Source organism: Pseudomonas sp. SDO524_S393 (genome assembly GCF_054071875.1).
In genome coordinates, this window is sequence record NZ_JBSVVZ010000065.1 from 1 (window position 1) to 20815 (window position 20815).

At 60.6% G+C, this 20815-nt stretch carries 19 protein-coding genes, 1 pseudogene and 1 riboswitch; of the genes and pseudogenes, 10 read left to right on the forward strand and 10 right to left on the reverse strand.

Annotated features, from left to right (window positions below):
* Positions 1-202: 202 nt before the first annotated feature.
* Positions 203-1684 (reverse strand): glutamate--tRNA ligase, encoded by a 1482-nt coding sequence (gene gltX, locus ACW9IB_RS23570; RefSeq protein WP_457365919.1) that lies wholly within the window; start codon positions 1682-1684, stop codon positions 203-205.
* Positions 1685-1889: 205 nt separating this feature from the next.
* Complete coding sequence (gene uvrB / locus ACW9IB_RS23575; protein ID WP_457365920.1) at positions 1890-3905, reverse strand: excinuclease ABC subunit UvrB; 2016 nt, start codon at positions 3903-3905, stop codon at positions 1890-1892.
* A gap of 341 nt (positions 3906-4246) precedes the next feature.
* Between uvrB and ACW9IB_RS23580 the strand changes: the two genes are divergently transcribed.
* Complete coding sequence (locus ACW9IB_RS23580; protein WP_457365921.1) at positions 4247-5443, forward strand: amino acid aminotransferase; 1197 nt, start codon at positions 4247-4249, stop codon at positions 5441-5443.
* 99 nt (positions 5444-5542) lie between these two features.
* Positions 5543-5752, forward strand: a complete 210-nt coding sequence (locus ACW9IB_RS23585; RefSeq protein ID WP_457415697.1) for a hypothetical protein — start codon at positions 5543-5545, stop codon at positions 5750-5752.
* A gap of 47 nt (positions 5753-5799) precedes the next feature.
* Here ACW9IB_RS23585 and ptrR read toward each other — a convergent pair whose 3' ends face one another.
* Positions 5800-6672, reverse strand: coding sequence for a putrescine utilization regulator PtrR (gene ptrR, locus ACW9IB_RS23590; RefSeq protein ID WP_457415720.1), 873 nt, complete (start codon positions 6670-6672; stop codon positions 5800-5802).
* Between the two features lie 152 nt (positions 6673-6824).
* Here ptrR and ACW9IB_RS23595 point away from each other — a divergent pair, with 152 nt between their 5' ends.
* The 4 genes from ACW9IB_RS23595 (at position 6825) to ACW9IB_RS23610 (ending at position 11538) form a co-directional block, all read left to right on the forward strand.
* Positions 6825-8207 carry an aldehyde dehydrogenase family protein gene (locus ACW9IB_RS23595; protein ID WP_457415698.1) on the forward strand — a complete coding sequence of 461 codons (1383 nt, stop codon included), beginning with the start codon at positions 6825-6827 and terminating at the stop codon, positions 8205-8207.
* Positions 8208-8453: 246 nt separating this feature from the next.
* A riboswitch (cobalamin riboswitch) is annotated at positions 8454-8648 on the forward strand.
* Positions 8649-8765: 117 nt separating this feature from the next.
* Positions 8766-9776, forward strand: a complete 1011-nt coding sequence (locus ACW9IB_RS23600; RefSeq protein WP_457415699.1) for an ABC transporter substrate-binding protein — start codon at positions 8766-8768, stop codon at positions 9774-9776.
* Positions 9773-10777 carry a FecCD family ABC transporter permease gene (locus ACW9IB_RS23605; protein WP_457365925.1) on the forward strand — a complete coding sequence of 335 codons (1005 nt, stop codon included), beginning with the start codon at positions 9773-9775 and terminating at the stop codon, positions 10775-10777. Before ACW9IB_RS23600 ends, ACW9IB_RS23605 begins: the two co-directional genes overlap by 4 nt.
* The gene (locus ACW9IB_RS23610) at positions 10774-11538 is read left to right on the forward strand and encodes an ABC transporter ATP-binding protein (RefSeq protein ID WP_457415700.1); all 765 of its coding nucleotides are present in this window, start codon (positions 10774-10776) and stop codon (positions 11536-11538) included. Before ACW9IB_RS23605 ends, ACW9IB_RS23610 begins: the two co-directional genes overlap by 4 nt.
* A gap of 180 nt (positions 11539-11718) precedes the next feature.
* On the opposite strand, the gene ACW9IB_RS23615 is transcribed toward ACW9IB_RS23610, so the two are convergent.
* The 5 genes and pseudogenes from ACW9IB_RS23615 to ACW9IB_RS23635 all read right to left on the reverse strand — a co-directional run bounded on the left by ACW9IB_RS23615 (position 11719) and on the right by ACW9IB_RS23635 (position 15833).
* On the reverse strand, positions 11719-12951 hold the full coding sequence (locus tag ACW9IB_RS23615; protein ID WP_457415701.1) for a hypothetical protein: 1233 nt from the start codon (positions 12949-12951) through the stop codon (positions 11719-11721).
* A 137-nt stretch (positions 12952-13088) separates the two neighbouring features.
* Positions 13089-13290, reverse strand: a pseudogene (locus tag ACW9IB_RS23620) (alpha/beta hydrolase); the annotation flags it as partial.
* A gap of 18 nt (positions 13291-13308) precedes the next feature.
* Entirely contained in the window at positions 13309-13749 is a 441-nt protein-coding gene (tspO, locus tag ACW9IB_RS23625; RefSeq protein WP_457365928.1) for a tryptophan-rich sensory protein TspO, read from the reverse strand.
* 65 nt (positions 13750-13814) lie between these two features.
* Positions 13815-14375 carry a nucleotidyltransferase family protein gene (locus ACW9IB_RS23630; RefSeq protein ID WP_457415702.1) on the reverse strand — a complete coding sequence of 187 codons (561 nt, stop codon included), beginning with the start codon at positions 14373-14375 and terminating at the stop codon, positions 13815-13817.
* A 27-nt stretch (positions 14376-14402) separates the two neighbouring features.
* On the reverse strand, positions 14403-15833 hold the full coding sequence (locus tag ACW9IB_RS23635) for an HD domain-containing phosphohydrolase (protein ID WP_457415703.1): 1431 nt from the start codon (positions 15831-15833) through the stop codon (positions 14403-14405).
* A gap of 105 nt (positions 15834-15938) precedes the next feature.
* Here ACW9IB_RS23635 and ACW9IB_RS23640 point away from each other — a divergent pair, with 105 nt between their 5' ends.
* Both ACW9IB_RS23640 and ACW9IB_RS23645 read left to right on the forward strand, forming a co-directional pair.
* Positions 15939-16694, forward strand: coding sequence for an alpha/beta hydrolase (locus ACW9IB_RS23640; protein ID WP_457365931.1), 756 nt, complete (start codon positions 15939-15941; stop codon positions 16692-16694).
* A 96-nt stretch (positions 16695-16790) separates the two neighbouring features.
* Positions 16791-18323 (forward strand): GMC family oxidoreductase, encoded by a 1533-nt coding sequence (locus tag ACW9IB_RS23645; RefSeq protein ID WP_457415704.1) that lies wholly within the window; start codon positions 16791-16793, stop codon positions 18321-18323.
* 46 nt (positions 18324-18369) lie between these two features.
* On the opposite strand, the gene ACW9IB_RS23650 is transcribed toward ACW9IB_RS23645, so the two are convergent.
* Together ACW9IB_RS23650 and ACW9IB_RS23655 are read right to left on the reverse strand one after the other, a co-directional pair.
* Positions 18370-18669: a hypothetical protein gene (locus tag ACW9IB_RS23650; protein ID WP_457365933.1), complete on the reverse strand. Its 300-nt coding sequence runs from the start codon at positions 18667-18669 to the stop codon at positions 18370-18372.
* Positions 18670-18688: 19 nt separating this feature from the next.
* Positions 18689-18922, reverse strand: a complete 234-nt coding sequence (locus ACW9IB_RS23655; protein WP_457415705.1) for a hypothetical protein — start codon at positions 18920-18922, stop codon at positions 18689-18691.
* 491 nt (positions 18923-19413) lie between these two features.
* On the opposite strand from ACW9IB_RS23655, the gene ACW9IB_RS23660 reads away from it, so the two are divergent.
* Both ACW9IB_RS23660 and ACW9IB_RS23665 read left to right on the forward strand, forming a co-directional pair.
* A complete protein-coding gene (locus ACW9IB_RS23660; RefSeq protein ID WP_457415706.1) occupies positions 19414-19644 on the forward strand; it encodes a DUF6124 family protein in 231 nt (76 codons plus the stop codon).
* 814 nt (positions 19645-20458) lie between these two features.
* On the forward strand, positions 20459-20755 hold the full coding sequence (locus ACW9IB_RS23665) for a hypothetical protein (RefSeq protein ID WP_457415707.1): 297 nt from the start codon (positions 20459-20461) through the stop codon (positions 20753-20755).
* Positions 20756-20815 lie beyond the last annotated feature (60 nt).

Consider the following 20815-nt stretch of genomic DNA (forward strand, 5'->3'; position numbering starts at 1 on the left):
AACCGTTGACCTCTTGCATGCCATGCAAGCGCTCTCCCAGCTGAGCTATAGCCCCTCATCGGTGAGGACGGGGCGAATCTTAATGGCGGTTTGGAAACGTGTCAAATTTATTTTCAACAATTTTCAAAATTTTTTGCCGGGATAACAATCACTTACCGGCGAAACCCCGGAAAACCGGGGTTTCGTCGTTACAACCGCCTGCTTAAGCGATAGCGCCCAGCAGCTTTTCCCACTCTTTGTTTTCTTTCTTCGAAACTCCGCCAAGCAAATCAAGGGCTTGGCGCAGACGGAAGCGCGTGAGGTCCGGACCGAGAATTTCCATCGCATCCAGCACCGACACCGAACTGGCCTGCCCGGTGATCGCGGCAAACATCAGCGGCATGGCATCGCGCAATTTCAACTCGAGGGATTCGACCACCGCCTGGATCGTCGCGGTGATGGCATCCTTCTCCCACTGGCGAAGGCTTTCGAGCTTCCACAGGATCAACTGCATCAACTGGCGTACCTGGTCACCCGAGAGCTTCTTGGACTCGAACAACTTGGCGTCCGGGCTCACGCCACCGGCGAAAAAGAACCCGGCCAGCGGTGCGATCTGGCTGAAGGTCTCCACCCTGCCCTGCACGTGCGGTGCGATCTTCATCATGTACGCGGGGTTGAACGCCCACTGCTGCACACGGCTGGCGAACTCGTCCACCGGCAGGTCGCGCAGCCACTGGCCGTTGAGCCACGACAGTTTCTCGATATCAAAGATCGGCCCGCCCAGGGACACGCGGGACAGGTCGAAGTTGTCGACCATTTCCTGCAGCGAGAACTTCTCGCGCTCGTCCGGCATCGACCAGCCCATGCGGCCGAGATAGTTGAGCATCGCCTCGGGCATGAAACCCATGCGCTCGTAAAAGGTTACCGATGTCGGGTTCTTGCGTTTGGACAGCTTGCTCTTGTCCGGATTACGCAGCAGCGGCATATAGCACAGCTTGGGCTGCTCCCAACCAAAGTACTCATACAGCTTGATCAGCTTCGGCGCCGACGGCAGCCACTCTTCGCCACGCAGTACGTGGGTGATGCCCATCAGGTGGTCGTCGACCACGTTGGCCAGGAAGTACGTCGGCAAGCCGTCGGTCTTCATCAGTACTTGCATGTCCATGCGGTCCCACGGGATCTCGACGTCACCGCGCAGCATGTCCGGCACCACGCACACGCCTTCGCTCGGCACCTTCATGCGGATCACATGGGGTTCGCCGGCGGCCAGGCGGCGCGCGACTTCTTCCTTGGACAGCAGCAGCGCGCGGCCATCGTAACGCGGGGTTTCGCCACGGGCCTGTTGCTCGGCACGCATCTGGTCCAGCTCTTCGGCGGTACAGAAGCATGGGAACGCGTGCCCCATGTCGACCAGTTGCTGGGTGTATTGCTTGTAGATATCGCTGCGCTCGCTCTGCCGATACGGGCCGTGCGGGCCACCGACGTCCGGGCCTTCCGCCCAGGTAATGCCCAACCAACGCAAGGCATCGAAAATCTGCTGCTCCGACTCACGGGTGGAGCGCAATTGATCGGTGTCTTCGATCCGCAGGATGAATTCACCGCCGTGCTGCTTGGCAAAGCAATAGTTGAACAAGGCGATGTAAGCAGTACCGACGTGGGGATCCCCAGTAGGCGATGGCGCAATGCGCGTGCGGACGGTGGTCATGGCAGGTCTCGAATGGGCGATGAATCTGAAAATTGAAACAAGGGGCGAATGGTAACAGCCCCAGGTGGTTGGGCTCCAGCCTGGGTGATTCTGATGGACCGCGCCGCCCCTATCGCAGGCAAGCCAGCTCCCACCTCGAACGGTGAACGCGGTCAAAATGTGGGAGCCAGCTTGCCTGCGATGAGGCCAGGCCAGTCACCGCAGATCAAACAGCCAACAACCGCTCGCGCAACTTGCCAATCTCGTCGCGGGTCTGCGCCGCGGCCTCGAACTCCAGGTCCCGCGCCAACTGGTACATCTTCTCTTCCAACTGCCGGATGCGCTTGGTGATCTCGCTCGGCGAGCGCAATTCGTTTTCGTACTTGGCGCTTTCCTCCGCGGCCTTGGCCATGCCCTTGCGCTTCTTGCTGCGTGAACCCGGCACGGTGGCGCCTTCCATAATGTCGGCCACATCCTTGAACACGCCCTTGGGCGTGATGCCATGGGCCAGGTTGAACGCAATCTGCTTGTCGCGCCGACGCTCGGTCTCGCCGATCGCCCGCTCCATGGAGCCGGTGATGCGGTCGGCGTAGAGGATCGCCCGACCGTTGAGGTTACGCGCGGCACGGCCAATGGTCTGGATCAGCGAGCGCTCGGAGCGCAGGAAGCCCTCCTTGTCCGCATCCAGAATCGCCACCAGCGACACCTCCGGCATGTCCAGACCTTCACGCAGCAGGTTGATCCCCACCAGCACATCGAAGGTCCCCAGGCGCAAGTCGCGGATGATCTCCACGCGTTCCACGGTATCGATGTCCGAGTGCAGGTAACGCACACGCACACCGTGATCGGCCAGGTAATCGGTCAAATCCTCGGCCATGCGCTTGGTCAGCGTGGTGACCAGCACCCGCTCTTCTACCGCCACCCGCTTGTTGATTTCCGACAGCAGGTCGTCCACTTGAGTCAGCGCCGGGCGGATCTCCACCTGCGGGTCCACCAGACCGGTGGGTCGCACCACTTGCTCGATCACACGTCCCGCATGCTCGGCCTCGTAATTGCCTGGGGTCGCCGACACAAAGATGGTCTGCGGACTGATGCTTTCCCATTCATCGAAGCGCATCGGCCGGTTGTCCAGGGCCGAAGGCAGGCGGAAGCCGTATTCCACCAATGTCTCCTTACGCGAACGGTCACCCTTATACATGGCGCCCACCTGCGGCACGCTGACGTGGGACTCGTCGATCACCAGCAGCGCATCGTCGGGCAGGTAGTCATACAAAGTCGGCGGCGCCGCACCGGCTTCGCGCCCCGAGAGGTAGCGCGAGTAGTTTTCGATGCCGTTGCAATAACCCAGCTCCAGGATCATCTCCAGGTCGAACCGGGTGCGCTGTTCCAGGCGCTGGGCTTCCACCAGCTTGTTATTGGCCCGCAGGTAATCCAGGCGCTCGGCCAACTCCACCTTGATCCCCTCGATGGCGCCCATCAAGGTTTCGCGCGGCGTCACGTAATGGCTTTTCGGGTAGAAGGTGAAACGCGGCAGCTTGCGGATCACCTCGCCGGTCAGCGGGTCGAACGCCGACAGGCTCTCGACTTCATCGTCGAACAGTTCGATGCGAATCGCTTCCAGGTCGGACTCCGCCGGGTAAATGTCGATCACATCGCCCCGCACACGGAACGTCGCGCGGGCGAAATCCATGTCGTTGCGGGTGTACTGCAAACTCGCCAGGCGGCGCAGCAGCTCGCGCTGGTCGAGTTTGTCGCCGCGATCGACGTGCAACACCATCTTCAGATAGGTTTCCGGGCTGCCCAGACCATAGATGCACGACACCGTGGTGACAATGATGGCGTCCTTGCGCTCCAGCAACGCCTTGGTCGCCGACAGCCGCATCTGTTCGATATGGTCGTTGATCGACGCATCCTTCTCGATAAAAGTATCGGAGGACGGCACGTAGGCTTCGGGCTGGTAGTAGTCGTAATAGGAAACGAAGTACTCCACCGCGTTGTTCGGGAAGAACGACTTGAACTCGCCGTACAACTGCGCGGCCAGGGTCTTGTTCGGCGCCAGCACCAGGGTCGGGCGGTTGATCTGCGCGATCACGTTGGCAATGCTGAAGGTCTTGCCCGAGCCGGTCACCCCGAGCAGCGTCTGGTGCGCCAGGCCAGCCTCGATACCTTCGACCATCTGGCGAATGGCCTCCGGTTGATCGCCGGCGGGTTCAAAGCGGGTGACAAGCTGGAAATCCGACATAACCTACCTCGTGAAGTCACCCCAGACTCAAAACCGCCAGGGACGAAAAGCTCAGCGACCCGCGAATACTCATCGCAGGTTGCAGGAAAAAACCATGATAGCTGGAGAAGTGGTGCCGAATGCGACCGGTTTCAAGGCAATCGTCCTACATGCCAGCCCCAAGCAAGCGTGCAATAAGACTAACGGTCGGCAAATAAACGGAAAAACTTGGCCGAAAAGCCGTTTCGGCTGTCGCCGTGAGCAGTGATGGCCTCTATACTAGCTCCCCGTTTGTGCACCGCTCTAGTGCATTCGGCTGGAGCGCGACACGTCCCTCCACTCTCCCAAAGAGCCGCCGCAAAATGAGCCTGTTCTCCGCTGTCGAAATGGCACCCCGCGATCCTATCCTGGGCCTCAACGAAGCATTCAACGCCGACACCCGAACCACCAAGGTCAACCTTGGCGTGGGCGTTTACTGCAACGAAGAGGGGAAGATTCCACTCTTGCGTGCCGTTGTCGAAGCAGAAGCCATTCGCGTGGCCCAACACGCTGCCCGCGGCTACTTGCCGATCGACGGCATCGTGGCATACGACCAGGCCGTGCAAAAACTGCTGTTCGGCGCTGAGTCGCCGCTGCTGAGCGCAGGCCGTGTCATCACCGCCCAGGCGGTCGGCGGCACCGGCGCCCTGAAAATCGGCGCAGACTTCCTCAAGCAACTGCTGCCCAACGCCGTCGTCGCCATCAGCGACCCGAGCTGGGAAAACCATCAGGCGCTGTTCGAGAAAGCCGGCTTCCCGGTGCAGACCTACCGCTACTACGACGCCGCCACCCACGACGTGAACCGTGCCGGCCTGCTCGAAGACCTCAACGCCCTGCCGCCCCAATCCATCGTGGTGCTGCACGCCTGCTGCCACAACCCGACCGGTGTCGACCTGAGCCCGGCCGACTGGCAGAACGTGCTGGACGTGGTCAAGGCCAAAAACCTGGTGCCGTTCCTCGACATGGCCTACCAGGGCTTCGGCGACGGCATCCACGAAGACGCCGCTGCGGTGCGCCTGTTCGCTGAGTCGGGGCTGACCTTCTTCGTGTCCAGCTCGTTCTCCAAATCGTTCTCGCTGTACGGCGAGCGCGTGGGCGCGCTGTCGATCGTCAGCGAATCCAAGGAAGAAAGCGCGCGCATCCTGTCCCAGGTCAAGCGCGTCATCCGCACCAACTACTCCAACCCGCCAACCCACGGCGCCGCCATCGTGGCCGCCGTGTTGAACAATCCTGAGCTGCGCGCCCAGTGGGAAGCCGAACTGGCCGAGATGCGCCTGCGCATCCGTGGCATGCGCGAGCAGATGGTGGCCGATCTGGCCAAAGCCGCTCCGGGCCACGACTTCAGCTTCGTCGGTCGTCAGCGTGGGATGTTCTCCTACTCCGGCCTGACCGTTGAGCAAGTCACCCGCCTGCGCAACGAATTCGGCATCTACGCGCTGGATACCGGGCGTATCTGCGTGGCGGCGCTGAACCAGTCGAACATTGGTGCGGTCACACAGGCAATCGTTCAGGTGCTGTAAGCCTGCTGCCGCTGCACCAGGAGGGGAAGCCGATGGCTTCCCCTTTTTCGTATCCAGCCCCTAGACTGAACGTGATCGCCCCTTTGCTGTGAGAACCCTATGAGAAACGACGACCTGGACCTGCGTGCCGACCGCGACGACCTGCATGACTACGCCCCACGCGCGCCGCAACCCAAGCGCCAGAAGAGCCTGGTGCTGCAAGTGGCGCTGGGGGTCTTTCTAGGCGGCCTGGCACTGTGGCTGGTGCAGCTGGGTGCGTCCGCACTGATGGCGAAGCTGGCCATGGGCACCCTGCAATTCGGCGGCTGATGAAGATCAAAACTGTGGGAGTGGGCTTGCTCGCTCCCACATTGGATCTAGGCAGTTACTAACCCGCGCTCCTCCAACAACTTCACAAAACTGTTCAAACTCTGCGACACCGTACCCCGCCGCCAGATCAACCAGGTATGGAGGATGCGGAAACTGTCGCTCAACGGCCACACACTGACGGCCGTGAACCCCGGCATGCTTTCCAGCATGCTGCGCGGCATCAGCGCCAGGCCGGCCCCGGCACTGACACAGGCGAGCATGCCGTGGTACGACTCCATCTCGAAGATCTTGCCCGGCACCGCGCCATCCTGGGAAAACCAGCGCTCGAAGTGGTGCCGGTACGAGCAGTTCGAACGAAAGGTATAGATGCTCTCCCCCGCCACATCCTGCCCCCGGGTGATCGGCGTGTGATGCAGCGGCGCGATCACCACCATCTCCTCCTCGAACACTGCCACCCCTTCCAGCGTGGCGTGCAGCACCGGCCCATCGACGAACGCCGCTGCCAGGCGCCCCGAGAGCACGCCTTCGATCATGGTGCCCGACGGTCCGGTGCTCAGGTCCAGCTCGACCTTGGCGTGTTTCTGGTTATACGCCGCCAGCAAACCCGGAATGCGCACTGCTGCCGTGCTTTCCAGCGAGCCGAGGGAAAACGCCCCCTGGGGCTCTTCCCCGGCGACCGTCGCACGCGCTTCCTGCACCAGGTCGAGAATGCGCCGCGCGTAGCCAAGGAAATTCCACCCCGCCGGGGACAGGCGCAAGCGGCTTTTCTCGCGGATAAACAACGCCACGCCCAGGTCTTCTTCCAGTTGCTTGATGCGCGTGGTCAGATTCGACGGCACGCGATGAATCAATTGCGCGGCGGCACTGATGCTGCCTTGCTCGGCGACGGCCTTGAAGATTTCCAGTTGCACCAGGTCCACGGCCTTCTCCCATCGTGAAGTGATCACTCCCGCGCTCTTCGCGGGAACCTTCATTCTCACTTTGAGAATGTATTGCTTAATATTATTCAGTTTCCAGAAAAGAACCAGCACCGTAGGCTGAGCCCCACTTACTCATTCAGCAGGACGGTGCCATGAACGCGACCACCCACGCTCTCTCGATCAACCCCGCCAACGGCGAAACCGTCGGCAGCTACCCCTATGAAACCGCAGCGCAACTGGACGCCGCTCTTGACCGCGCCACCAGCGCCTTCCGCACATGGCGTCGCCAGCCGGTCAGTCAGCGTGCCGAACTGTTGCTGGCCCTGGCCGCCGCGCTGCGCGAGCAAGCCGAAGAAATGGCGCAAATGATCACCCTGGAAATGGGCAAACCCATCGCCCAGGCCCGTGCCGAAATCGAAAAATGTGCCGGGCTCAGCGAATGGTACGCCGCCCACGGTCCGGCCATGCTCGCACCGGAACCAACCCTGGTGGACAACGGCAGCGCCCAGATCGAATACCGCCCGCTGGGCCCTGTCCTCGCCGTGATGCCGTGGAACTTCCCGGTCTGGCAGGTGCTGCGCGGCGCCGTGCCCACCATGCTCGCCGGCAACACCTACGTACTCAAACACGCCCCGAATGTGATGGGCAGCGCTTACCTGATCCAGCAAGCGTTCCGCAAAGCCGGCTTCGCGCAAGGTCTGTTCGAAGTGATCAATGTGGCCAACGACGGCGTGTCCAAGGCCATCGCCGACCCACGCATCGCCGCCGTGACCCTCACCGGCAGCGTGCGCGCCGGTTTCGCCATTGGTTCCCAGGCCGGTGCCGCGCTGAAAAAATGCGTGTTGGAACTGGGCGGCTCCGACCCGTTCATCGTGCTCAACGACGCCGACCTCGACGCCGCCGTCCAGGCCGCGCTGATCGGTCGCTTCCAGAACAGCGGCCAGGTCTGCGCCGCCGCCAAGCGCCTGATCATCGAAGCCGGTGTGGCCGAAGCCTTCACCGCCAAGTTCCTCGAAGCCAGCCGCGCACTGGTGATGGGTGATCCGACCTCGGCCACCACCTATATCGGCCCGATGGCCCGCTTCGACCTGCGCGACGAGTTGCATGACCAGGTCCAGGCCACTCTGGAGGAAGGCGCGACCCTGCTGCTGGGCGGCAACAAGGTGCCCGGCGCCGGCAACTACTATGAGCCGACGGTGCTGGCCAACGTCACCGACCAGATGACCTCGTTCAAGCAGGAACTGTTCGGCCCGGTGGCGTCGATCATCACCGCCCGCGACGCCGACCACGCCGTGGCCCTGGCCAACGACAGCGAATTCGGCCTGACCGCCAGCATCTTCACCACCGATGCGGCCAAAGCCCGGCATATCGCCAACCAGCTGGAAACCGGCGGGATCTTCGTCAACGCCTTCAGCGTCTCCGACCCTCGGGTGGCGTTTGGCGGCATCAAGAAAAGCGGGTTTGGCCGCGAGCTGTCGCACTTCGGCGTGCGGGAGTTCTGCAACGCCCAGACGGTGTGGCTGGATCGCAAATAACCCGGCATTGTCCCCAATGCCAGTCAGTTAAGGAACCAAAGGGCGGCCAAGTTCTTGTAGTGAGCGGGCTTGTCCCGCGCTGGGTGGCGCAGCCGCCCTAATCCAGTCGCCGCGTTCTTCCAGACAGAACTCAGTTGTCTGGTTTTGGGGCCGCTTCGCGCCCCAGCGCGGGCGGTGCGACGATTCGACAAGCCCGCTCACCACAAAAAGCTCTCTGCGCCCCAAACTCCCCATCGCCTGCCCAATCGACTACCATACCGCGCCGGTTCCCAAACGGGACTAATAGGGAATCCGAAGCGCGGCCCGCCCGCGTCAATCGGAACTGCCCCCGCAACTGTAGCTGCCGAGCCTGCTCCCGAGCGCCACTGGACCTTGTCCGGGAAGGCCGAAGCGTGGTGATGACGCACGAGTCAGGAGACCTGCCGGCCCAAGCTCGATCACTAACCGGCGGGGTGTCCGGGAAGGACATCCTTGCCCTGCCCTTCAGGCGGTCCATGGCTGTATTTCCATTACCGTACCTCCCCAGCTCACTGTACGGTTCAAACGGAGATTGCCCCCATGCTGCCACGTGTCACCGCCCTGTTCACCGGCCTCGGCTTCTGCGCCCTGGCCCAGGCCGCGCCCACCCAGTACCCGTTGACCGTGGAAAACTGCGGCGCACGCGTCACCTTCCAGCAGGCCCCCGCGCGCAGCGTGACCATCGGCCAGGCTGCCACCGAAATGCTCTACGCCCTGGGCGTGGGCGATAAAGTGGTCGGCACTTCGCTGTGGTTCAACAATGTGCTGCCGCAGTTCAAGGCACAGAACGACAGCATCGAGCGCCTGGCCAACAACGAACCGAGCTTCGAAGCCGTGATCGCCAAGCGCCCACAACTGGTGGCCGCCGAACTGGAATGGGTGGTAGGCCCGCAAGGCGTGGTCGGTACCCGCGAGCAATTCCACGAGCTGAAGATCCCCACCTACCTGCTGCCCTCCGACTGCGAAGGCAAGGACAACCTGGTGGGCGCCGATGGCACGCGCCTGGAGCCGTTCCGCATCGAGACTATCTATAAAAGCATCAGCCAGCTCGCGCAGATTTTCGACGTGCAGGATCGCGGCCAGCAACTGAACGACGAGCTCAAGGCGCGCCTGGCCAAGTCGGTGGCCACCGCGCAGAGCAAGGGCCTCAAGCAGGCCAGCGCGCTGGTATGGTTCTCCAGCTCGGAAATGGCCAGCGACCCGTACGTGGCCGGACACAAAGGCATTCCGCAATTCATGCTGCAGACCCTCGGTCTGCATAACGTGGTGCAGTCCGATGAAGAGTGGCCCGCCGTCGGCTGGGAAACCCTCGCCAAGGCCAACCCCACCTTCCTCGTGATCGCCCGCATGGACCGCCGCCGCTACCCCGCCGACGACCATGAAAAGAAACTCGCCTTCCTGCGCAGCGACCCGGTCACGCGCAACATGGACGCGGTGAAAAACAACCGCATCATCATCCTCGATGCCCTGGCGCTGCAGGCCAGCATTCGCATGTTCGACGGGCTGGAACAACTGGCCACGGCCATCGACGGCTACGACTTGCCCAAATGATGCGCACCCTACTCGCCCTGGCCCTGCTGCTGGCCGCGGTACTGGCTGGCGTGGCCATCGGCGAAACCGCCATTTCGCCCGACGTCGTGTTTCAGGTACTGGCCAATAAACTGTGGGCCGCCGGCTACGTCCTCGACCCCATCGACGAGGGCGTGGTGTGGAACTACCGCCTGACCCGTGCCCTGGTCGCCGCCGCGTGCGGTGCCGGGCTGGCGACCTGCGGGGTGATTTTGCAATCGCTGCTGCGCAATCCGTTGGCCGACCCGTACCTGCTGGGCATCAGCGCCGGCGCATCCACCGGTGCGGTGCTGGTGGCCTTGATTGGCGTGGGCGGCGGGCTGGTGTCGTTGTCGGCGGGTGCATTTGTCGGTGCCATGGCGGCGTTTGCGCTGGTGATCCTGCTGGCGCGCGCCAGCGGTTCGGCCAGCGGCACCGGCCAGATCATCCTCGCGGGCATCGCCGGCTCGCAATTGTTCAACGCGCTCACCGCGTTCCTGATCACCAAATCCGCCAGTTCCGAACAAGCCCGGGGCATTCTGTTCTGGCTGCTGGGCAACCTCAGCGGGGTACGCTGGCCCTCGGTATGGCTGGCGGTGCCGGTGGCGATTGCAGGGTTGGCGGTGTGCCTGTGGCACCGTCGCGCGCTGGACGCGTTCACCTTCGGCAGCGACTCGGCGGCATCCCTCGGCATTCCGGTGCGCCGTGTGCAGTTTGTGCTGGTGGGTTGTGCGGCGCTGGTGACGGCAGTGATGGTGTCGATTGTCGGCTCCATCGGCTTCGTCGGTCTGGTGATTCCACACGCCGCGCGCCTGTTGCTCGGCACCGGGCATTCACGCCTGCTGCCGGCCAGTGCGCTTGGCGGTGCGTTGTTTCTGATTGCAGCGGATGTGCTGTCGCGCACCTTGATCAAGGGCCAGGTGATTCCCGTCGGCGTAGTGACGGCACTGGTCGGCGCGCCGGTGTTTGCGCTGATCCTGATCGGCCGGAGAAATGCCCGATGAATGTACTGAGCTGCCGTGGCCTGGGTTTCAAAGTACGCGAGGCCGAGCTGCTGCGCGATATCCAGCTGGAGGTCCGGACGGGTGAAACCCTGGGCATCGTCGGGCCGAACGGCTCCGGCAAATCCACCCTGCTCAAACTGCTCGCCGGGCTGCGTACGCCGGCATCCGGCGAAGTCTTGCTGGGCGGTCAGCGCCTCGGAGATTTGTCCCGTCGTGCCATCGCCCAACAACTGGCCGTAGTCGAGCAACAGGCCGACACCGACGACGCCATCCGCGTGTTCGACGCCGTGGCCCTGGGCCGCACGCCATGGCTATCGGCGCTGAGCCCGTGGTCTGCCGAGGACGACAGCATCGTGCGCCAGGCCCTGCACGACGTTGATGCCACCCACCTGAGCCATCGCGCCTGGCGCAGCCTCTCGGGCGGCGAACGCCAACGCGTGCACATCGCCCGAGCGTTGGCGCAGCGCCCGCAGATTCTGTTGCTGGACGAGCCGACCAACCACCTGGACATCCAGCATCAGCTGGGCATTTTGAAGGGTGTGCAAGGCTTGCCCGTCACCACGTTGATTGCCCTGCATGATCTGAACCAGGCGCTGACCTGTGACCGCCTGGCGGTGCTGGATCACGGGCGATTGGTGGCGCTGGGCAAACCGCTGGAGGTGCTGACGCCGCAGCGGCTGCAAGACACGTTCGGCGTGCAGGCGCATTACCTGACGGACCCGTTCGATGGGGCACAGATCCTGCGGTTGCGGACGGTTTGATCGGCTCACCCCGGAAGGCTCAGCCACGACGAGCGCCAGAGTGATAAAAACCGCAAGATCATCCAGGCCGCCATGACGCGGTAGACCTTGAACTCATACGGCCTCTATCTGCGTAACTCCCACTAATACCGTGTATTCCAGAATATTGTCCAATACAGCATCAATAACATCCGACTAAGCCTACTGAAGATCACAGTAAGCATATTTACTACGTCGCATGTACTCTTGCAGCTTTGTCGCATCGTTGATAGCCAAGCGCCCCTTAAGCAATATTAGATTAACAGTTGTGCGCTTCACTAAGTGCAGCGCCCCCCTCAACTGCTTTTTCGATATTGACGCAGAGCCACTGTGAACAATCTTTGAACGGACCCCATAAAAAGTCTTTACGTCTTTTTCAACCCGCAAACACTCCTCGGTTGTCCTACCGTTTAGAACAGCACACTGCTCCGCTATATTGGACATGATAGAGGCATTTATGACACCTTCTTCATTCGATTTCAGCAGCACCTCCAAAGCCACCGCCGCCTTTAAAAAAGCACTTGATCTGTTTGCCTCAATACTGGCCTCACCTGCCCACTCGATCGCTCTGGAGATTTTCTTCTCTAGGCTACCCTCCGGAAATATCATGATTTCCAATAATCCATCAATTCCCTCAATGCCATCTTTTGCGCAGTAACTCTCCAACCTCTCGAGTTCAAAACTCTTATTGAAAGTGCTCTCCATTTCATCTTGACTCCACGTGCCTCCTTGCTGCGAGATTAGCGCCCGCTGAAAGGGGACCCAAGGCATTCTTAGTACACCTAAAGAGTAATCCTTGTATTCTTCACCCAGAAGAAACGCCACTACCAAATCCAGTGCATTAAAAGCCAGATTGGCATCATGCAATGCCCTCTCTTCATCCCTGGCCGTCAACACATACTGTATGACTGTCCGTCTTTGATGATTTCTCGGGAAATGAGCCTCCGGCGTTGTCAGGTTATCCAACTCAATACAATCGATGTGTCGAGGAATATCATAAACAGTGAACGGTCCTAAATTAAACGGGATTTCACTATCACTGATGAGCGCACCATAATAGGTTTTTATTATTTTAAACTCTCTCATATCCCAAACATCTAAATTCTCTTCGAACGCCTTGACCCTTGCTTCCACGTCAGCGTCCAAAACCTCTTCACAATCCAACAATGTCTTCCCGATAATTCTCAGCAATCCAGCTTCCGAAAAACACAGACCGGAACGTTGAGAAACAATTTCTAAAATGGCGGACTCAAACGCATCAGGATTCACTATATTCCTCAACGCATCCCTGTCCCAGTTTAAATTGTGCCCTTGCACCTGACGGTAATCACGGTTCAACGAACAAGAAGAAAATAAATTTCTCACATAGCCACGCTGTTCTTTATTCAACATCATAAACACCACTTCCCGACCATACTGCTTAACAACTCCTACTGCCCCGCTGCGTCTTGACACCACACTACCGGACACTGTTCAACCCATAAAAATCAGAAAATGCATTTTCAAGATAGTTTAATTCTCCGCGTTATCCATTATTGACTATATAACAGCACCCTGCCTGCCATCGGAAAATGTATAAACCCATGCGCCGCCTCCGGCACAAGATGCGTCTGCGCCCACGACCATCGCTCAGCAATCAACAGCGTGTCGTCCTTGAGCGGGTCACAATCCCCGACAAACATTCAGCGCCGGTGGCAAACCTTCGAAGCCGCCATACAAAGGTGAAAGCGGCGGGCCAGGCTTTAATATCCATCAGCGGTTATTGCGCAGGATCGAGAAGTTCAGCGCCGCCGCCACGCACAGCCACGCCAAGTACGGGAACAGGATCAAGCCGGTAATCAGGTCCAACTGCACCGCCAACACCACCATCGCCGCCACGACCAGCCACAACACAGTCAGAATCACCATGCCAGCGAGAATGCGATGGGCGCCGAAAAACACCGGTGTCCATAGTGTATTCAACGCAATCTGCGCCGCCCACAGCGCCAACACGACTTGGCTGCCAGGGATCAGGCTGAGGCGGTAACCAGCCCAGGCGAGCAGCAGGTAGATAATCGTCCACGCCACCGGGAACAACCAATTGGGCGGGGTGAAGCCGGGTTTGACCAGAGATTCGTACCAGGCACCAGGTTTGAAGAGGATACCGGTGCTGGCAGCAGCGGCGCAGGCGAGCAGGAAAATGAAGAAGGTCATAGTCGGTCCTTGGCTGGGCATTTCAAGTTTGGACGTGCAGGACGCGGGTAAAAGTTCACTGTGATTCAGGGTGCGATGATGCTCAACCCAGGCCAGCGCGCCTGATAACTGCGGGCTTTCTGCCTGAACAGCTCAGGCTGCGGATGCAACGGATTGATGCGCAGCACGCCTTGCTCCACATCGGCCAGCCCGTACGGCGCATACAGCTCGCCCGTGGCAATCTCCAGGCCGATGCAGGTGCCCGCGACCAAGTAACGATCAATCCCTTGTTTAGCCGCGTGCAATTGCGGATAAGGCCGTCCAAACCGCTCGGCGTACCAGAGATGCACCCGCGCCTGGTTCTTCACTTCCACATTCACGCCCAAGTCCTGGAACAACCGCTCAGCCTCACGGATCACCGCATCCTCTGCCTCGTAGGACAGGTCCGTATCGAAGTAAAAAACGTCGTAATCCTTGACGCCCTGAGCCACAGGCCAATTCGCCTGATGATTCCACACCGCCTGGAACAGGCAGCCTGCCGTGAGAAAGCATTGCTCCAACCGCAGATCAGGCAAGCGCTCGACGAGTGCGGCATTGATGGGATTGGTCATGGCCAGGTTGAGCAGGTTTTCGACGGTCAATGTCATGTGATCTTCCTGTGGCTTCAGTACGGTTCAAATCAACCCCAGCGTCAGTGCCTTGAGGGTGGCCGCCGCTCGCGTGGTGCACTCCAGTTTGCGAAACACGCTTTCCACATGGGTGCGCACCGTGCTCGGGCTGATACCGAGCTGGCGTGCCACCTCCTTGTTGCTGCCGCCCTTGCTGATGCGCTGCAAAATCTCGGTTTCGCGATCGGTCAGCGGGCCATTGTTGGCCTTGCAGGCTTTGATCGACGGCTCCCCGCGCGCCGCAGCGAATACCGCCTGGCAGGCACGCAAGTCGAAGCGGCCCTGTTGCGCGTCACTCTGCAATAGGCCGATAGCCTCGTCCTCACTGAACGCCGGGCGCCAGGGACGCTCGCTACGCAGCGCTTGCCAGGCCAGGGTAGCGCTGAGCAAACGATGTTCGTCCGTCAGCGCATCGCCGCCGAGGCTGCGGAAGTAACCACTGCCGTCCAGTCGCTCATACGCATGGGCGGCCAATTGCCCGGGCACTGCGAGCGCCGGGATCTGCCCGCAGACGCGAGACGTCCAGTAAGGCACCAGGCGAGCTTGCTCCAGGTCATCGTCGAGCAGCGCACCTGGGGTGTTCCAGATGCGATTGGGCACCGCCGCGCGCCCGATACCGTGGATCAATGCCGCCTGGCTCAGGTTGTCGGCAGAGGCTTGCGACATGCCGGACAGCCCCGCCGCCGCGCGTACCAGTTCGGCCGAGCGCCGCGAATAACCGGCGAGCCAGGGCAGCTTGAGGTCGATCACATCGCCCACCAGGCTCAACGGCACGGCAGTCTGCCCGCACACAGGCTCTTGCGGCATCACGCGCAACGCCTCCAGCCAGTCACCGGCATGCCGCACCAGTTCGCTGGCCAGGGCGGCCGGGTAACGTTGATCGCGCTGGTTCGCGATCCATTGCAAGGCCATCTCCAGGCCATGAACCCGCGACAGAATCTCCAGGTCACCGGCCAGCACCACCAGGTAAACCACCTCCGGCACCTGCGGGTGACACAAGCCGAGCGGCCTGCCGCCGCCGTCGAATTGCTCGAACACATTGCGCAGGCCCTGCTCCACGCCGGGATGCAGGCCCAAGGTTCGGGCGATGTCGCCGGATACCTCGCAATGCACCTGTGCCAACGACTTCGCCCGATTCACCGCGCGTACACCCGCCGCGTCGAGGGTCTGGCTAAGCATCGCGTTGCGACCCTGCACATCATCGCCCAGCAATTCGGTAAAACCGTCGGCATTGGCCGTACACCCCGACCAGCGCAACAACGCCACCTGCCGGCCGATTTCAACGTGCTCATCGTTGCCGTGGCAGGTCTGGGCCAGCCACTGCACCAGCCGCGCAGTCCGCCGCGACTGGCCAAACGGCTGGCCCATGCTCAGGTCTCCGACCATGGACAACGCCAGGATCGCGCCGTCCATTTCGATGCAATCACCGTCGCTCATAACACCTCTGCGTTCCCATTAAATAGCCATCCTCGGATAAACGACCGATACCCGCGTCGCCCTCCAACGCCGACACTGGCCACACCCCCAACAGGAGATACTCCCATGTTCAAGCCCAAAGCAATCGCCCTCGCCTTCGCCATGACCGGCTCGCTGTTCGCCGGCGCCAGCTACGCCGCCCAACCTTCGGTAGTGATCGTGCACGGCGCCTTCGCCGACGGTTCCGACTGGGCCAAGGTGGTGCCGCTGCTGCAAACCCAAGGTATCAAAGTCACCGTGGTACAAAACCCGCTGACCTCCCTGGCCGACGATGTGGCCGCCACCCAACGCGTGCTCAACAACCAGGACGGCAACGTGGTGCTGGTCGGGCATTCCTGGGGCGGCACCGTGATCAGCCAGGCCGGCACCGATCAGAAAGTTCGCAGCCTGGTCTACGTGGCCGCCTTCGCCCCCGATGCGGGCCAGGCCAGCAAAGACCTGGGCAAAGACTACCCGGCACCGGCCGGCGTCAAAGACATTACAGCCGATAAAAACGGCTTCCTCTACATGACCCCGCAAGGCATGGCCACAGGCTTCGCCCAGGACCTGCCAGCGGAGCAGACCGCCGTGATGGCCGCCACCCAGGGCCCGATCCGCGCCTCGGCCTTCGATGACAAAACCAGCGCCGCCGCCTGGAAAGGCAAACCTTCGTGGTACGTGGTGGCCCGCGACGACCGCATGATCCAACCCGACCTGCAGCGTGCCTTCGCGAAAAAAATCGGCGCTCACGTCAGCGAAATTGCCGCCAGCCACGTGCCTCAACAGTCGCGCCCGGCAGACGTCGCCAAGGTGATCATCGAGGCCGTGAAGCAAAGCCAATAATGTTCGGCATTCTCACCACGGGCCCGGCACTTATCAAGAACGCACGGAAAAGTAAGTGCCCGGCCCTGCACACCCTTCGCGGATGGAAACGGGTTCATGTCTGACAACCATTTCGACTTCATTGTGTGCGGCGCCGGTACATCCGGCTCCGTGGTCGCGGCGCGCCTGGCGGAAAACCCCGAAGTACGCGTGCTGCTGATCGAGGCGGGAGGCGATGACGACCACCCGAACGTGACCCAGCCAGGCAACTGGCCCTTGAATCTGGGCAGTGAGCGCGACTGGAACTTCAGCGCCGCGCCCAACCCGCAGCTCAACCATCGCCAGATCCCGCTCAACATGGGCCGCGGCCTCGGCGGCGGTTCCAGCATCAACGTGATGCTCTGGGCCCGGGGGCATAAAAACGACTGGGAAGACTTCGCCGCAGAGAGTGGTGATTCGGCCTGGAACTACGCCTCCGTACTCAAGCTGTATCAACGCATCGAACATTACCAGGGCAAGCCCGACGCAGCCCGCCGTGGCAGCGGCGGCCCGGTTCACGTCCAGCCTGCCGACGCGCCCCAGCCCATCGCCCACGCCATGCTTGAAGCCGCTGCCGCACTCGGCATTCCGACCTTCGACAACCCGAACGGCCCGATGATGGAAGGCCGTGGCGGCGCAGCCATCAACGACTTGATCATCAAGGACGGCAAGCGCCACTCCATCTATCGCGCCTACGTCCGTCCACGGCCCAACCTCACCGTGCTGACAGAGACCCTGGTGAGCCGGTTGCTGTTCAAGGCACACCGGGTGGTGGGGGTCGAAACCCTGCGCGACGGACACCCTCACCGCTACTACGCCGACCACGAAGTGATCCTGTCCCTGGGCGCCATCAACACCCCCAAAGTGCTGATGCAGTCGGGCATCGGCCCTGAGCGGGAGCTGCAACGCCATGGCATTCCTGTCATCCAGCACCTGCCCGGCGTGGGCGCCAACCACCAGGACCATGTGTCCTTCGCCGCCATCTTCGAATATGCCACGCCCCAGCCCGTGGGCCACGGCGGTTCGGAAGCCACGCTGTACTGGAGCAGCGACAGCACGCTGCGCCTGCCCGACATGTTTCACTGCCAGGTGGAATTCCCGGTGCCCAGCGCCGAGAACGCCGCGCTGGGCGTACCGGCCCACGGCTGGACCATGTTCGCCGGCCTCGCCCACCCGCAGAGTCGCGGCCACGTGAGCCTGTCCGGGCCCAACGCCAGCGACGCACCGATCATCCAACCCAACACCCTCACCCACCCGGACGACCTGCGCAGCGCCCTGCAAAACCTGCGGTTCGTGCAGGAACTGGGCGCCCAGCCTGCGTTCAAGGGCCTGGTCAAAGGCGAACGCCTACCGGGCAACGTCAACGCGCAGGCACTGGAACGCTACGCACGCAACGCAGCCGTCACCTATTGGCACCAATGCGGCACCGCCAAAATGGGTCGGGACTCAATGTCAGTGGTCGACAGCCGCCTGCAGGTCTACGGCGTGCAAGGCCTGCGAATTGCCGACGCATCGATCATGCCTCACGTGACCAGCGGCAACACCATGGCGCCTTGCGTGGTGATCGGGGAACGGGCGGTAGAAGAGATTCGTGCGCAGTACCGGGTCTGACAGCAGGCGCGCGCTGGCATCAGCGCGCACCTGACGCCGGGTGACGTCAATCGACCCCGGGAAACGAATCCACGTATTTGATCGTGAAATCCGGAAAGGAATCGACGATCTGGATCTTGTAGTCAGGGAAGCTGCTGACTGTTTTCCACTTGCCGGCCGAGTCGGGGAAACTGTCGACCTGCTTCACCTTAAGGTCCGGGAAGCTGTTCACCACCTTCACCTTGTAGTCAGGGAAGCTGTTGACGAACTGAATGTTGCCGTAAATCTTCGAGACATCCACCGACGTATCGGCGGACGCACAGAACGGAGCAATCAACAGCAGGGAAGCAACCAGCGCTTTGAACATGGGCATTTCATCCTGAAAATCAGCCTTTCAACTCACCGGCACGGTGAGTCGCCGCGTCATCGTAAACCACATACAGCGACTCGGCGATTTGGCTTTTGATCGACTTGGTGGCCTCCAGCCCCAATACAAAACCTTCGGCTTTACCACCCGCGCGATTGAGGTCCTCATGGGTCGCCGCGCCGGTGATGGCGTCGAGCAATTTGCTGGCGTGAGGGCCAACGCCTTTTGGGAGAGTGATCGAGTCAATGGACATGGGCGATACCTTGCAAGAGGAAAGTCGGTAGCGCGTGAAACCACTGCCGGGGTGGCATGGTAGACCGGTTTGGGGTGAAGGGGTCGGTTTTCGGGAAGACTGACGCGCCATTGTGCAAGCGCCCGCTGCTCGCGAAAAAACATGAACGATAGACAGCACCTGAAGGCAAAATCCGAAAGCCTCGCAACGCCTTGCTCCATGGCCTACACCTGCGCCAGAATCCGCCGGCTTGTGTGCCGGGACGACGGAATCTAAGGTTGCGCGGTCGCTGAATGGTTCGGTGATCGGGTTTAGTAGCCCACGATTTAACCTAACAAGTGCATGAGCATCATCCGTCAGACGGCCCCCGTCTGCGCTTGATGGTGGCTGTGCGCAGGGCGCCCTCGGGCGCGCCGGTTTTGTTAGGTTCCACCGGTCTACTAACCTGCGTACGGCTACCGCCCTTTTGTTTAGTAGCTATGGGGTGATGGCATCCGGTAAGGAACTTAACGATGGTTAATGATTCAACCACGCTCTTCACTGTCGCTCCCGACGTTAGCAACGAAGCTCTCATTACCAATAGCTACGAGACCTTTAGCTCGGTTAGTACGCTGCTGCTTGACCTATCCGAAGATCTGAACGGAAAACACCGTGACATTGCACTGGCGATTCATCAGTTGAGCGAACTGGGTGTGCTTCTGACTGCAAAACTCCTCGACCGTGAAGCACCGTGCTCACGATGAGCATCAGCAGCCCAAGTTACTAACCAGTTTTCCGCCAAATCGCCGCATGCCACCTTTACGATTCGACGGCTTTGCTTCATGTAATCGACAGAAGCCGGAGCAAGGACCAATCTTTGGGCTTGCCTTCGGATCGATTGAGATTTGGCTAGGTCGAGTGGGTGTTATCTGGTTCCTTATCGCGGGGGCAGCCGTAGTTGGGACCGCCATGGTAAATCGAGCCATGAGGCTGCTTTCGGCCAGAAGCAGCCGATAGGATTAGGACTACACCGAAGTCCTGTCAGAGATTATTTGTATGCTGATTGAGTGCCAAAGGTGCAGCCAAGGTTACGTTCGAGCAATGCGGGTGCGCTCCACAAATATTTCGCTGTGGGTATGCGAAGAGTGCGAAGCAACGTGGACGAGCCAGGATGAGATGAGTGCCAGTAATTTTGATGACTACGGTACGTTAATGGCCGGCATTGGGCGCAGTTGTTTATGGTCAGAATTGGAGCCGCAGTGAAAAATTCGTTACCGCTTACTTTCTGTCAAATGTCCGCTTTGGGTCGATTCTGTTGAAAAAGTCGGCCATGGTTTTCGCAGCTGAAAAGTACGCGTCCGAGACTGAAATCTTTACTTTCGGCAGAGGTTTCCAGGCGCAGATTTCACGTAGCAGCGTGTAAAAAAGGAGTTTTTTACCGGTCAATGATCAGGCAGTTTTGGATGACCGACTTTTTCAACAGAATCGGTCGAAAGCTGTCAGCCGTGGAGTCAGCGCTGCGACTCTTCGGCAAATGGTGGTACAAACTGAGCATATGACGACATGGATAGAGGCGAAATGAACCAGCTGAGTCCCGATCTGCGTGAAGACCTCCTCGAAGTGCTGGGTGAGGTCTCTACACTGATGTCTGCTGAATATGCGCAGCTTGGCCCCTTGCCTGATGGTCATCCACTGGCACAGTCAGGTCTTGAGAATGGGGCGGAGATCGTTCTGGACTACATAGCGCACGGCGAGGCAGGTGTTGCACTCGATCATCTGTTCTACATGATCAAAGAGCCTCCTCTCGCTATCTCTGCCAGATCTACCGAGAAGCTGACTCGGCTTGCCAAAGTGTTCGAAATGCACTTGAGCTAAAGGGCGTGAGGTTTCATCGGACAGTAGAACAGGACGCGCCATTACCGGAGTGGAAGACGG

What these genes read in the sequence shown, in the direction of transcription:
- ACW9IB_RS23640 (WP_457365931.1), top strand. Translation starts at nt 15,939, where the DNA reads ATGTTCAAGCCCAAAGCAATCGCCCTCGCCTTCGCCATGACCGGCTCG.
- tspO (WP_457365928.1), bottom strand. Translation starts at nt 13,749, where the DNA reads ATGACCTTCTTCATTTTCCTGCTCGCCTGCGCCGCTGCTGCCAGCACC.
- ACW9IB_RS23615 (WP_457415701.1), bottom strand. Translation starts at nt 12,951, where the DNA reads ATGATGTTGAATAAAGAACAGCGTGGCTATGTGAGAAATTTATTTTCT.
- ACW9IB_RS23650 (WP_457365933.1), bottom strand. Translation starts at nt 18,669, where the DNA reads ATGTTCAAAGCGCTGGTTGCTTCCCTGCTGTTGATTGCTCCGTTCTGT.
- uvrB (WP_457365920.1), bottom strand. Translation starts at nt 3,905, where the DNA reads ATGTCGGATTTCCAGCTTGTCACCCGCTTTGAACCCGCCGGCGATCAA.
- gltX (WP_457365919.1), bottom strand. Translation starts at nt 1,684, where the DNA reads ATGACCACCGTCCGCACGCGCATTGCGCCATCGCCTACTGGGGATCCC.
- ACW9IB_RS23660 (WP_457415706.1), top strand. Translation starts at nt 19,414, where the DNA reads ATGGTTAATGATTCAACCACGCTCTTCACTGTCGCTCCCGACGTTAGC.
- ACW9IB_RS23635 (WP_457415703.1), bottom strand. Translation starts at nt 15,833, where the DNA reads ATGAGCGACGGTGATTGCATCGAAATGGACGGCGCGATCCTGGCGTTG.
- ACW9IB_RS23600 (WP_457415699.1), top strand. Translation starts at nt 8,766, where the DNA reads ATGCTGCCACGTGTCACCGCCCTGTTCACCGGCCTCGGCTTCTGCGCC.
- ACW9IB_RS23645 (WP_457415704.1), top strand. Translation starts at nt 16,791, where the DNA reads ATGTCTGACAACCATTTCGACTTCATTGTGTGCGGCGCCGGTACATCC.
- ACW9IB_RS23655 (WP_457415705.1), bottom strand. Translation starts at nt 18,922, where the DNA reads ATGTCCATTGACTCGATCACTCTCCCAAAAGGCGTTGGCCCTCACGCC.
- ACW9IB_RS23595 (WP_457415698.1), top strand. Translation starts at nt 6,825, where the DNA reads ATGAACGCGACCACCCACGCTCTCTCGATCAACCCCGCCAACGGCGAA.
- ACW9IB_RS23605 (WP_457365925.1), top strand. Translation starts at nt 9,773, where the DNA reads ATGATGCGCACCCTACTCGCCCTGGCCCTGCTGCTGGCCGCGGTACTG.
- ACW9IB_RS23665 (WP_457415707.1), top strand. Translation starts at nt 20,459, where the DNA reads ATGAACCAGCTGAGTCCCGATCTGCGTGAAGACCTCCTCGAAGTGCTG.
- ACW9IB_RS23610 (WP_457415700.1), top strand. Translation starts at nt 10,774, where the DNA reads ATGAATGTACTGAGCTGCCGTGGCCTGGGTTTCAAAGTACGCGAGGCC.
- ACW9IB_RS23585 (WP_457415697.1), top strand. Translation starts at nt 5,543, where the DNA reads ATGAGAAACGACGACCTGGACCTGCGTGCCGACCGCGACGACCTGCAT.
- ACW9IB_RS23580 (WP_457365921.1), top strand. Translation starts at nt 4,247, where the DNA reads ATGAGCCTGTTCTCCGCTGTCGAAATGGCACCCCGCGATCCTATCCTG.
- ACW9IB_RS23630 (WP_457415702.1), bottom strand. Translation starts at nt 14,375, where the DNA reads ATGACATTGACCGTCGAAAACCTGCTCAACCTGGCCATGACCAATCCC.